Source organism: Pseudochrobactrum sp. sp1633 (genome assembly GCF_030376605.1).
Classification (GTDB): domain Bacteria; phylum Pseudomonadota; class Alphaproteobacteria; order Rhizobiales; family Rhizobiaceae; genus Pseudochrobactrum.
The window spans coordinates 39387-51265 of sequence record NZ_JARRAE010000003.1 but is presented as its reverse complement, the minus strand read 5'-3'; the positions used below and the strand labels follow the sequence as shown (position 1 = coordinate 51265).

Sequence of the window (11879 nt, the reverse complement as noted above, 5' to 3'; positions counted from 1 at the left end):
TTATATGAAAATCATATAAGGCGAATTTACGATAGCTGAACCAGAGCGTGTCGCGCTTCATCTCACACACGACACCCGCTCAGGATTATTTAGTAGTCGTGTCTCACAGTCAGGCCGGTTTTGCTTCAGCATCAGCAGCATCACTGCCCGCTGCTACCTCATCCGCTTTGTAATGACTGTAGAAAGTGGTCAGATCCGCTTCGATCTTCTGCATGAGACCATTGCGCACCATGTCATAGCCGACTTCAATGGCAGAGCAGAACCCTTCACTGGTTGCGCCGCCGTGGCTTTTAATGACCACGCCGTTGAGACCGAGAAACACACCGCCATTGACCTTATTCGGGTCCATTTTTTCGCGCAAACGATTAAAAGCGCTTTTGGCCAGAATATAGCCGAGCTTGGCCATCCATGTACGATTGATTGCACCGCGCAGATAAGCAGAGATTTGCTTGGCAGTTCCCTCGGCTGTTTTCAGCGCGATATTACCTGTAAAGCCTTCAGTGACAACAACATCCACAGTGCCTTTACCGATATCATCGCCTTCGACAAAACCTTTATATTCAAACCCCGGCAAAGGCGTTGCCCGCAAAGCGGCGCTGGCCTCTTTAACGGCATCGAGGCCTTTGACTTCTTCAACACCAACATTGAGCAAGCCGACGGTCGGGCGCTTAATCTCAAACAAAGCGCGCGCCATACCAGCACCCATCAATGAATAGTCGATCAGCTGACGGGCATCCGCACCGATACTGGCGCCCACATCCAAAACGATGCTGTCACCACGCGCTGTCGGCCAAATTGCTGCAAGCGCAGGGCGCTCAATATTTGCCATCATGCGCAGACAAAATTTTGCCATCGCCATCAACGCGCCGGTATTACCCGCGGAAACGCAAACATCGGCTTCGCCGTTTTTAACCGCTTCAATCGCCTGCCACATGGTGGACTTGCCCCGACCACTACGCAAAGCCTGACTTGGCTTATCATCCATCTGCACAGCAATTTCGCTGAAATGCAGCACTGAGGCAGCCTTTAACTTAGGAAACTTATCCAGAAATGGTTCAACCTGACCAGCCAGACCATAAAAAATAAACCGGATGTCGGGATGACGCTCCAGTGCATTCGCTGCAGCGGGGATAACCACCTCAGGGCCAAAATCGCCCCCCATAGCGTCAATAGAAATTGTGACCACTTGATCGTCCTATACCGGTCCTCACAAAACCATAATGGTTTATTATCAGAGCCTGCCTGCCCGGCATGATTAAAATGCATATTCCGCCGACAAACTGCGCCGGAATATATTCACGTCTAAACTCACAGCCCAGCAAATTTTAAAAATTACTGTGCCTTACCCTGAATTGCGCAAAATAACTTTTTTGCATGCTCGCACAACTTAATTTTAATTTCAGCAGGCAAGCAGCATTTGCAAAGGCGGCAGCTCTCACACCATGTTTTTGAATATAAAGCACTTTACGGGCTTTGCCTATTCAAATTACACGCTGTGTCTGCGCCTCAAAAACAAGGTTTAATTTTTGTCCCGCAATTTTGCCAAACCGGCAAAAGGCGAATCCGGCTTCATATCACCTGCGGCTTCTTCATCCTCATCATCGATAATTTCGATATATTCCGCTTCCGCTTTGCGCGGATAGGGATCAAGTGCCAGCTCAAAGAATTCTTCAGCAACAGCGCCGATATCAATGCTGTCCCCTTCAAAGGTTTCCGGCATATCCGGCCCTTCGGCATCAATCAGCATTTCACCGCTTTCATCAAGACGGATGCGCGCAAGGCGGGAATTTTCCGGCACAAAAACCGTATCAACATCCTCGCTGATCACCGCATCAATGGGCTCCAGCGTTGCAATACAAGCCTGCACGATCTGCGCATCAATATGACCGCGCAGTTTAATGCCGTCTTTTTTCCAATGCGTGATCAGAAACTCCGCAGTAAAAGAAGCAACAGACAACAGCTCATGATTTGCGGCTAACTGAGCGCGTTCTTTTTCATTCGCTTCAATCTTAACCGTAATGCCCTTGCTCGGCACATGAGCCACTGAAACCGGAAACTCAAGCCCTGCACGACCCGAGCCACTATGTCTTGTCATTTTAAGTCCATCTCTGTTCTGCCACCGTGGTAGCATCAATATCTGTATGGTTATTTATGCAAAGGTGAAGCGACCTTCAAGGAACATGCTGTCCGGCTGGCCACGCAAATGCTCATAAACCTGCATCGCATAGGCCGCCATAGCCTTACTATGCTCCCAGACCTTACCTGCTTCAACCAGATCCGGCCGTACATTACGGCTGATTGCTGCGGCCAGTGCCGGAGTATCATTCTTGTCCAATGCATCAGCATAGCTGAGAACGCGCCCGTAATACATGCGCGCCAGTTTTTTCATGCGCTTGGGCACGCCCTGATCGCCGATGCCAAGCTCGCGCAGAGAATGATCAACATCTTTGAAAAACTCTTCGGCAATATCCTGCGTCAGTTCTTTTAAGCCCGCATCTTCAGATTTCAGCCGGTGCATCAGCAAAAAAACGTGTAATGACAGCATTTCATAGCGGCCGATTGGTGTATCGGGCACAAGAAACTCCGCGTAAAAGCGTTTTTGTCGTGCTGCTGCCACGATTTTTTCATAAGCAGACAGTGTAATTGCTTCGTTTACTCGGGATTTGCGTCTTAATAAATTAAGAATCATCGTTTAACGCCCATGCTTTTGTTGCATCCGGATGCAAGGTGGTTTACCCAAGTTCATCTGGATACGGAAGTACCGTTGGGATAATGGTTATGGAGATGTCGTCGTTGCAGCGTATTTTTGCACAAAACCGCAGCAGAAGCTTGCTTGTTACAGGCGCAGCCGTGCTTTTTTCGCTCGGGCTTGCCGGTTGCAATACCGCAAGCACGCTCAATCCTTCAGAAACTTTGACTGAAGGCTATGTCCTTGATGAACAGGCGCTTGATTCTGTTCCGGTCGGCTCCAGCCGTGAGCAGGTTCTGCTGACGCTCGGCACACCGTCAACAACAGCAACATTTGATAGTGAAGTCTTCTACTATATCTCGCAGAAGCGTTATCGTGTTGCCCAGTTCATGACACCGAAGATCATTGATCGCCGTATTCTTGCTGTTTACTTCAACAAAGACGGCAAGGTTTCTCAGATCGCCCATTACGGCCTGCAGGATGGTAAAGTCTTTGACTTCGTTTCCCGCACGACGCCGACCGGCGGTAAAGATCAGAGCTTTATCGGTCAGCTTATGCAGGGTGTTGGCAAAATGCCAACCTCTCTGCCGGGCACGATCTAAGCCTTTAATACCAAACCGCCCTGCGGTTTCTCAGAGTAAAAAACCGCCGCCGGAAACATTCCGGCGGCGGTTTTGTTTAATCAGCCCTTTATTACTGATGTGCAAGCACAGCCAGCAATAACAGAGCCACAATATTGGTGATCTTAATTGCCGGATTAACCGCAGGCCCTGCGGTATCCTTATAAGGATCGCCAACCGTATCACCGGTAACAGAGGCCTTATGTGCTTCCGACCCCTTCATATGCTTCACGCCGTCTGCATCAGTAAAGCCATCTTCAAAGCTCTTCTTGGCATTATCCCATGCGCCACCACCGGAGGTCATGGAAATAGCCACAAACAGCCCGTTGACGATGACCCCAAGCAGTGAAGCGCCAAGCGCCGCAAAAGCGGAAGCCTTGGAGCCGGAGATCAGCAGCACACCGAAATAAACCACCAAAGGCGCCAATACCGGTAGCAAGGACGGGATAATCATTTCCCGAATAGCCGCCTTGGTCAGAATATCCACCGCGCGCGCATAATCCGGCCGTTCTGTGCCACCCATAATGCCCGGCTTTTCACGGAACTGACGGCGCACTTCCTGTACCACAGAGCCCGCTGCACGCCCGACTGCCGTCATAGCGATACCGCCGAAGAGATAGGGAATCAGGCCACCAAAGATCAGCCCCGCCACAACATAAGGATTGGAGAGATCAAAAGAGACTGTGCCCATATCGCTGAAATACGGATAATTCTGGCTATTGGCCGCGAAGAAACTGAGATCGTTGGAATAGGCCGCGAAAAGCACCAAAGCACCCAGACCTGCCGAGCCAATGGCATAGCCTTTGGTTACGGCTTTGGTCGTATTACCCACGGCATCTAGCGCATCGGTTGCCTTGCGCACCTCAGGATCAAGCCCTGCCATTTCCGCAATACCACCGGCATTATCGGTAACGGGGCCGAAAGCATCCAGCGCCACAATCATACCGGCAATGCCGAGCATGGCAGTAACCGCAATGGCAGTGCCGAACAATCCGGCCAGTTGATAGGTCGTGATAATCCCGAACACAATCACAATGGCAGGCAGCGCCGTTGATTCCAGTGACACGGCCAACCCCTGAATAACATTGGTGCCGTGACCACTGACGGAAGCCTGTGCAATGGAATTGACCGGACGCTTGTTGGTGCCGGTATAATATTCCGTAATCACGACGATCAGACCGGTCACAACCAAACCAAGCAGCCCGCAGATAAACAGGTTTGTGCCTGTAATGCTCACTCCGGCCACAGTGCCGATTTCACCCCAACCGATGGTGAGCGTGGTAGCCAGTGCAAGTCCGACGACAGATAACAGGCCGGTAGCAATCAGACCTTTATACAGCGCCCCCATGATGGAGTTATCCGTGCCAAGCCGCACGAAGAATGTACCGGCGACGGATGTGAGAATGCAAAGCCCGCAGATTGCCAGCGGATAGAGAATAATCACCGGCAAAAGCGCACTGCCTGCAAAGAAGATCGCAGCCAGCACCATTGTTGCCACCACGGTCACCGCGTAAGTTTCAAACAAATCTGCAGCCATACCGGCACAGTCACCGACATTATCGCCAACATTATCAGCAATGGTTGCCGGATTGCGCGGATCATCTTCAGGAATACCGGCCTCAACCTTGCCCACCAGATCGCCGCCGACATCAGCGCCTTTGGTGAAAATCCCGCCGCCAAGACGGGCAAAAATCGAAATCAGTGAGGCACCAAAGCCCAGCGCCACCAGAGCATCAATCACCATCCGGTCACCGGAAGCATAGCCCATGCCCGCTGTGAGGAAAGTGTAATAACCGGCAACACCAAGCAGCGCCAGACCTGCCACCAGCATGCCTGTGACAGCACCGGCGCGAAACGCTATCTCCAGCCCCCCTGCCAGACTCATCGATGCCGCCTGCGCCGTGCGCACATTGGCACGAACCGAGACATGCATACCGATGAAACCGGCCAAACCGGACAAAACCGCACCAATCAGAAAGCCAAAGGCCGCATAGGCACCCAGCAACCACCATGTGATTAGAAAAACAATCACGCCCACAAAAAATATCGTCATATATTGGCGCGCCAGATAGGCCTGTGCGCCCTCGCGGATTGCCTCCGCAATTTCCTGCATCCGCGCATTACCAGCATCGGACGCCAGAACCGAACGAATAGCCCAGCCTGCATAGACCAATGCCAATATACCGCAGATAAGAATGAGTATGAGAACTGCCATGCGTATTCCCCTTATTCTTCAGCCTCATAATTCCGGCATTTGGCCGGAAAATTACAATAACGGAGAACGGCATGGAACAAGGCACAGCACAAACAATGAAGCGTCTCGCAACGCTTTCAAAAATGCTCTGCAGTCTGCTCAGACAGAAACAGAAAAATATACAGATATTACAAATTCAGAGTCCGGCATTTCGATTGACCTCATAATCCTGCGTTAAAATTTCAGTCTTCAGGATTATGTTTTTATTCAGCATCTGTCTGATCAGCATGCTTCAGGCTTGTCTTCCGGTATTCTGTGCGCAGGATGCGAAAGCCTGAGACAAAGGTCAAGCGCTTGTTTTCAAAACAAGAAGCAGAAAATTATGCTGACTATACTAAAAAGCCGGCACAAAACTGCACCGGCCATCATGCGTCTAAAACAGAAAACAGAGAACTCATCTGAGTTCCCTGTCAAAACACCGTCAACGCGGGCTTTTCTTCGTTCCGCGGCTCTCGCCACGGATCTCAAATGCCAGACGATCAAGCACAGCATTCACCAGCTTCGGCTCGTCTTCTTCGTAAAATGCCTTAGCAATATCGACATATTCCGAGACAATCACAGCGACCGGCACTTCTTTTTTGGTGCGCAGTTCCCAGATACCGGCACGCAAAATCGCACGCAGTGTCGAATCAAGGCGTGATAGCGGCCAGTCCTCAGTCAGTGACTGACGGATCATCGGATCAAGAATGCGCTGGTCAGCAACCACGCCGGCAATAATTGCGCGGAACCATTGCGGATCGGCATCCAGATACTGATCACCATCAATATCTTTACCCAGACGGAAATTTTCATACTCAGCAGCAATGTCCAGCACGCCGGTGCCGGTGACTTCCATCTGATACAGTGCCTGAACGGCAGCAAGGCGGGCTACGCCTCGCTTATTGGCGGTGCGCGGCGCATTCTGCGGCGTCGCATTGGGGGCGGTCATATCAGACTCCAAATTTTCTCTGTAAATCAATCATTGTCAGGGTAGCGCGTGCAGCAAATCCACCCTTATCTTTTTCACTGCGTTTTGCGCGGGCCCATGCCTGCTCTTCATTTTCAACAGTGAGAATGCCATTACCGATCGCAATGCTTTCTGCCACAGCCAGATCTGTCAGAGCGCGGCAGGATTCATTGGCGACAATATCAAAATGATAGGTTTCGCCGCGAATGACCGTGCCAAGCGCAACATAACCATCATATTCAGTGCCGCCACCCGCCTCAGCATCCAATGCAAAAGAGATCGCGGCAGGCACTTCCAGAGCACCCGGTACAGTCACAACCTCGTAGGTCGCACCGACTTCATCAAGCGCAGCTTTGGCACCATCCAGAAGAGCGTCTGAAAGCGCATCGTAAAAACGGGCTTCAACAATCAGAATATGCGGCGGATAAGCCATATTTCCGGTCATCTCATTCTCCATAATCAGTTGCCTTTATAGCAATTGAATCCACGACTAGAGCGGTTTACGTCCAGATTGGATCATAGCGCTCGCTCTAGATTCTTTATTTGTCGCATTATCACCGGCGTCAAGTTGATCCAACTTGACTGTGAAATGCTCTAATGGCCAAGAACACTGTACTGCTTCCCGCAGACATTGCCGTCCGCGAGAATATATATAAATCATATTCTATAGAAACCTGCGGCACTTACAATGTAAGCAGCCATACATTTTTCAAAGCCTGCGCATTCTTTTAAAATGGCAGCAGGCACCTGCGGCGGCAGATAATTCTCTGCACAGTACCGGTAAACAGCGCCTGAACGATAATAAAGGCTGCTCTACAGCATTATCGCTGAAAAGTAATCCCCGTTCGCGGCTTTTCAGAAATTTTTGTCGCAGAAACAAAACACGAAGCACCACATATAGGAAATATATGGTGCCTCTGTCCGTTCAGACCTGCCTCAGCAAAAGACAGCGCCCATATTTCTTACACTTTGAACTGCGCCAGACGTGCCGCATAACGTGCCAGTTGGTCGATTTCAATATTGACCTTATCTCCGGCCTTACGCTCACCCCATGTTGTCACTTCCAGCGAATGACGTATCAGCAGCACATCAAATTCATTGCCATTAACAGTATTGACCGTCAGGGATGTACCATCCAGCGCAACGGAGCCTTTTTGTGCGATGAAAGGTGCCAGTGCTTCAGGTGCACGAATGGTAAAGCGCACGGCCTCACCTTCCTGCTCTACGCCGATAATTTCTGCCATGCCGTCAATATGACCGGACACCAGATGCCCGCCCATTTCATCACCAAGCTTTAATGAACGCTCAAGATTAACTTTACGTCCGGCTTTCCATTCACCGATCGTGGTCAGGCGCAGCGCTTCTTCCCATGCCTCAACTTCAAACCAGCATGCATTGCTGTCCCGGTCAGGCAAACGGGTTACGGTCAGACAAACACCGGAATTGGAAATGGATGCACCGATATCAATGGTCTTAGGGTCATATGCCGTAGCGATACGCAACCGCACACCTTCGTCCATCGGGCTGACTTCCGAAACTTCACCAATATCTGTCACAATTCCTGTAAACATGCGTAATCCTTCAACAATACGAAACCAAAGCAGTTAACGCCCAGATTGGTAGCCAGATTGGTACGGGGCGTTTGCTCTCGTTTTTTGGGATGCTCCGGTCACTCAAAACTCTTACTTGCGTTTATACTCACTTAAGACGTCAGACGCAAAATGCATCTCGCCAGTCTTTCTGAAGTCAGCATCAATAAAGGCCTGCAAACCTTCCACCGCCAGTGCCTGACCGTCCCCTCCCGAGAGGATCGGATTTGGCCCGTCAAAGATCATCAGACGGTCAACCAGCCCTTGTGCGAGAAAAGCCTGCGCAACTACCGCGCCGCCCTCAACCATCACCGTCGCAATCCCCTGCGCAGCAAGGTCATCCAGCAATTCCGGCAGAGCAATCTTTTCATCTTCGCATTCAGTTGCAAGAATACGGCATCCCGCTTCAATCAGTTGCTGGCGCTTTGCCGGATCTGCAGCATTATTGGCAGCAATCCACAGCGGCACCTGACGCGCCGAGCGCACAAGCTTTGATGTGAGCGGCATGCGCAGCTCACTATCCAGAATAACACGTATCGGCGAGCGATCCTGCAAGCCCGGCAAACGGGTGTTCAGCACAGGATCATCCGCGATCACCGTTCCCACACCAACCATAATCGCATCGGTCTGCGCACGGCGCATATGCACCTGCGCAATACTGACCGCACCGGTAATGGCAATCTGACCACGACCAACGCAGCCGACATAGCCGTCTACCGACAGAGCGAGTTTCAGCATCACTTCCGGACGTTTGCGGAATGAGCGCGACAAATAACCGGCCAGCTCGTCATCACCCTGCTCACGGCAGACATCTGTGATAACTTCCAGTCCGGCGTCGCGCAGAATTTGATAGCCCCGCCCCGCAACACGCGGGTCAGGATCATTGGTTGAAGCTACAACACGCTTGATCCCCGCAGTGACCAGCGCAGAAGCACAAGGTGGTGTGTGGCCATGATGAGCGCAAGGCTCCAGCGTAACATAGGCAGTGGCACCCTTGGCCAGATCACCGGCCTCTGCCAGCGCCTGTGTTTCCGCATGCGGACGCCCGCCTTCAGCAGTAACACCGCGGCCGACAATCACCGGTCCAAAACCGTTATCCGCCACAATCAGCGTCGCAACGGAAGGATTAGTCCCCGTAATGCCCAGATGACGACGCGAATAGCGGATTGCAGCCGCCATAAAGCGCTTATCCAGCTCCGAGGCAATTCCTTCGCCAGAATGGGTCTGACGGGCTGTCGCGTTCTGAGGTTCATTCATATGCCAAATTCCAGTACGGAGCGTTTTGAATATATCCCGATTTTTATTATCAAACGGAAATACTCAAAACCTATTTATTTTATCTCGCATCTTATCTGCAAACCGCTTTACAGTTTTCAGAATGCATTCTGTTTTGAGAGGCGCTGTGTTCAGACTGAACATATATTACACCTCTGATCATAATTCAGAAGCAGGTTTCCTTATTTTGAAAATCCGGAAATGCCTGCATAATCATCTATCATTTTACACAACCGGCAAGCTCATTCCGGCTTCTCCGGTGCGGCAGAAGTATCCGGCTGCCCCAGCTCATCAATGACATTGTGGAAGTCTTTCGCAACGCTGAAATTACGATAAACGGACGCAAAACGAATATAGGCAATATCATCCACGCCTTTCAGCGCTTCCATTGCCAAACGGCCGATCTCTTCTGACGGAATCTCAACCTCGCCGGAACTTTCCAGCTGACGCACAATTCCGGAAATCGCCTGCTCCACGCGGTCAATATCGACCTCGCGCTTGCGCAGAGCCACCTGCACCGAATGCATCAGTTTATCACGGTCAAACGGCACACGGCGTCCGCTTTTCTTAACCACCATCAGTTCGCGCAACTGCACGCGCTCAAAGGTGGTGAATCTGCCGCCACACACCGAACAGACGCGGCGTCTGCGGATAACCGAACCATCTTCTGCCGGACGGGAATCTTTGACCTGCGTATCTTCAGACTGACAAAACGGACAGCGCATCGCTTAACTCTCAACTTGTTCCGCGCATATAGCACGGCAGCCGTTCCGCCCCTGACACAGCCGGAAACGACTATAAATTACTCAGATTGGAATTATCTAATGCAGATAGACCGCTTTGTCATTACCTATATCTGAGACCAATTTCCGCAACCCGTTACGGGCAAGCCCGTTCAAGAAAAACGCCGCGTAACACTTATGTGATACGCGGCGCTTAAAACTACAACATACTCAAATCCGGCTTATCCGAGATAATCATACATCGGGAAGTTAGCTGTCAGATCAACAACCTTCTTCTGAACGGCAGCTTCAACAGCAGCATTGCCTTCATCGGAATTGGCAGTTTTCAGACCATCAAGAACTTCGGTGATCATATCGCCGATCTGTTCGAATTCCTTGATACCGAAACCACGGGTTGTACCGGCAGGTGTGCCGAGACGGATACCGGAGGTAACAAACGGTTTTTCCGGATCGAAAGGAATACCGTTTTTGTTGGTGGTGATATTCGCACGGCCTAACGCTGCTTCAGCGCGCTTACCGGTCGCGTTCTTCGGACGCAGGTCAACCAGCATCAGATGGTTGTCAGTACCGCCGGAAACGATATCGAGACCGTTCTTCTTCAGGTTCTCGGCCAGAGCCTTGGCGTTTGCCACAACATTCTGAGCATAGAGCTTGAATTCAGGCTGCAGCGCTTCTGCCAATGCTACCGCTTTACCGGCGATCACATGCATCAGCGGGCCGCCCTGAAGACCAGGGAATACGGCCGAGTTGAATTTCTTGGCCAGATCACCGTCATTGGTCATGATCATACCACCGCGCGGACCGCGCAGGGATTTGTGGGTGGTGGTGGTGCAAACATGCGCATGCGGCACTGGCGACGGATGCACACCGGCAGCAACCAGACCGGCAATATGCGCCATATCAACCATCAGATAAGCACCGACTTCATCGGCGATCTCACGGAAACGCTTCCAGTCCCAGATGCGGGAATAAGCGGTACCGCCTGCCAGAATCAGCTTTGGCTTTGTTTCACGGGCAAGGCGTGCCACTTCGTCCATATCCAGCAGGTGATCATCTTCACGCACGCCATAGGATACAACATTGAACCATTTACCGGACATATTGACCGGAGAACCGTGTGTCAGGTGACCACCGGAGTTCAGATCCAGACCCATGAATGTATCGCCCGGCTGCAACAGCGCGAGGAACACAGCCTGGTTCATCTGGCTGCCGGAATTCGGCTGCACGTTGACGAATTCTGCACCGAAGAGTTTCTTCGCACGTTCAATCGCCAGTTCTTCAACGATATCAACATACTGGCAGCCGCCATAATAGCGCTTACCCGGATAACCTTCGGCATATTTGTTGGTGAGGATTGAACCCTGAGCTTCAAGCACTGCGCGGGAAACGATGTTTTCCGATGCGATCAGCTCGATTTCGTGACGCTGACGGCCAAGCTCCTTGCGGATTGCGCCGAAAATTTCAGCATCCGCTTCTTCAAGACCCTTATTAAAGAATGCTTCGAGAGAAGCACTGTTCGCCTGCGACATATCCTATTCCTTCCGGTTTCCGGTCAAAAGTCAATCAGACACCATTCCCGCCACCTGTTGCGACGATCATGGAATTCCTTGCTAAAGCGTATCCCGAAAGGTGCGAAGCGGTTTTCGGAACGCGATACGCGTAAAAACAAATAAATAGAGTATTTCCAATGCCCCAGCTTAAAGCGGAAATACTCTGTGCCCTGCCCGCATAACAAAATGCGAAACAAAAATCACGCAGATTTC

Annotated in this window: 11 protein-coding genes; 1 reads left to right on the top strand and 10 read right to left on the bottom strand. The window is 51.2% G+C overall.

All coding sequences use genetic code 11. The annotated features are described in order from the left end of the window. Positions 1-109: 109 nt before the first annotated feature. From plsX to P8H26_RS04095, 3 genes are all read right to left on the bottom strand, one after another. Positions 110-1186: a phosphate acyltransferase PlsX gene (plsX, locus tag P8H26_RS04105; RefSeq protein ID WP_289631605.1), complete on the bottom strand. Its 1077-nt coding sequence runs from the start codon at positions 1184-1186 to the stop codon at positions 110-112. 333 nt (positions 1187-1519) lie between these two features. Next, entirely contained in the window at positions 1520-2095 is a 576-nt protein-coding gene (locus P8H26_RS04100) for a DUF177 domain-containing protein (protein ID WP_289631604.1), read from the bottom strand. Positions 2096-2149: 54 nt separating this feature from the next. Then, complete coding sequence (locus P8H26_RS04095) at positions 2150-2689, bottom strand: ubiquinol-cytochrome C chaperone family protein (protein WP_289631603.1); 540 nt, start codon at positions 2687-2689, stop codon at positions 2150-2152. Positions 2690-2778: 89 nt separating this feature from the next. Between P8H26_RS04095 and P8H26_RS04090 the strand changes: the two genes are divergently transcribed. Next, entirely contained in the window at positions 2779-3291 is a 513-nt protein-coding gene (locus P8H26_RS04090; protein ID WP_289631602.1) for an outer membrane protein assembly factor BamE, read from the top strand. A 91-nt stretch (positions 3292-3382) separates the two neighbouring features. Here P8H26_RS04090 and P8H26_RS04085 read toward each other — a convergent pair whose 3' ends face one another. The 7 genes from P8H26_RS04085 to glyA all read right to left on the bottom strand — a co-directional run bounded on the left by P8H26_RS04085 (position 3383) and on the right by glyA (position 11645). After that, the gene (locus P8H26_RS04085) at positions 3383-5524 is read right to left on the bottom strand and encodes a sodium-translocating pyrophosphatase (protein ID WP_289631601.1); all 2142 of its coding nucleotides are present in this window, start codon (positions 5522-5524) and stop codon (positions 3383-3385) included. Positions 5525-5984: 460 nt separating this feature from the next. Continuing rightward, a complete protein-coding gene (nusB, locus tag P8H26_RS04080) occupies positions 5985-6491 on the bottom strand; it encodes a transcription antitermination factor NusB (protein WP_289631600.1) in 507 nt (168 codons plus the stop codon). 1 nt (position 6492) lies between these two features. After that, positions 6493-6954, bottom strand: a complete 462-nt coding sequence (locus P8H26_RS04075; RefSeq protein WP_289631599.1) for a 6,7-dimethyl-8-ribityllumazine synthase — start codon at positions 6952-6954, stop codon at positions 6493-6495. A gap of 517 nt (positions 6955-7471) precedes the next feature. Continuing rightward, positions 7472-8080, bottom strand: coding sequence for a riboflavin synthase (locus P8H26_RS04070; protein WP_289631598.1), 609 nt, complete (start codon positions 8078-8080; stop codon positions 7472-7474). A gap of 111 nt (positions 8081-8191) precedes the next feature. Beyond that, positions 8192-9355 (bottom strand): bifunctional diaminohydroxyphosphoribosylaminopyrimidine deaminase/5-amino-6-(5-phosphoribosylamino)uracil reductase RibD, encoded by a 1164-nt coding sequence (gene ribD, locus P8H26_RS04065; RefSeq protein WP_289631597.1) that lies wholly within the window; start codon positions 9353-9355, stop codon positions 8192-8194. Positions 9356-9615: 260 nt separating this feature from the next. Continuing rightward, a complete protein-coding gene (gene nrdR, locus P8H26_RS04060) occupies positions 9616-10098 on the bottom strand; it encodes a transcriptional regulator NrdR (protein WP_289631596.1) in 483 nt (160 codons plus the stop codon). Between the two features lie 239 nt (positions 10099-10337). After that, entirely contained in the window at positions 10338-11645 is a 1308-nt protein-coding gene (gene glyA, locus P8H26_RS04055; protein WP_289631595.1) for a serine hydroxymethyltransferase, read from the bottom strand. Positions 11646-11879: the final 234 nt, after the last annotated feature.

What these genes read in the sequence shown, in the direction of transcription:
- nrdR (WP_289631596.1), bottom strand. Translation starts at nt 10,098, where the DNA reads ATGCGCTGTCCGTTTTGTCAGTCTGAAGATACGCAGGTCAAAGATTCC.
- P8H26_RS04085 (WP_289631601.1), bottom strand. Translation starts at nt 5,524, where the DNA reads ATGGCAGTTCTCATACTCATTCTTATCTGCGGTATATTGGCATTGGTC.
- P8H26_RS04075 (WP_289631599.1), bottom strand. Translation starts at nt 6,954, where the DNA reads ATGACCGGAAATATGGCTTATCCGCCGCATATTCTGATTGTTGAAGCC.
- P8H26_RS04100 (WP_289631604.1), bottom strand. Translation starts at nt 2,095, where the DNA reads ATGACAAGACATAGTGGCTCGGGTCGTGCAGGGCTTGAGTTTCCGGTT.
- nusB (WP_289631600.1), bottom strand. Translation starts at nt 6,491, where the DNA reads ATGACCGCCCCCAATGCGACGCCGCAGAATGCGCCGCGCACCGCCAAT.
- P8H26_RS04090 (WP_289631602.1), top strand. Translation starts at nt 2,779, where the DNA reads ATGGAGATGTCGTCGTTGCAGCGTATTTTTGCACAAAACCGCAGCAGA.
- P8H26_RS04095 (WP_289631603.1), bottom strand. Translation starts at nt 2,689, where the DNA reads ATGATTCTTAATTTATTAAGACGCAAATCCCGAGTAAACGAAGCAATT.
- P8H26_RS04070 (WP_289631598.1), bottom strand. Translation starts at nt 8,080, where the DNA reads ATGTTTACAGGAATTGTGACAGATATTGGTGAAGTTTCGGAAGTCAGC.
- glyA (WP_289631595.1), bottom strand. Translation starts at nt 11,645, where the DNA reads ATGTCGCAGGCGAACAGTGCTTCTCTCGAAGCATTCTTTAATAAGGGT.
- ribD (WP_289631597.1), bottom strand. Translation starts at nt 9,355, where the DNA reads ATGAATGAACCTCAGAACGCGACAGCCCGTCAGACCCATTCTGGCGAA.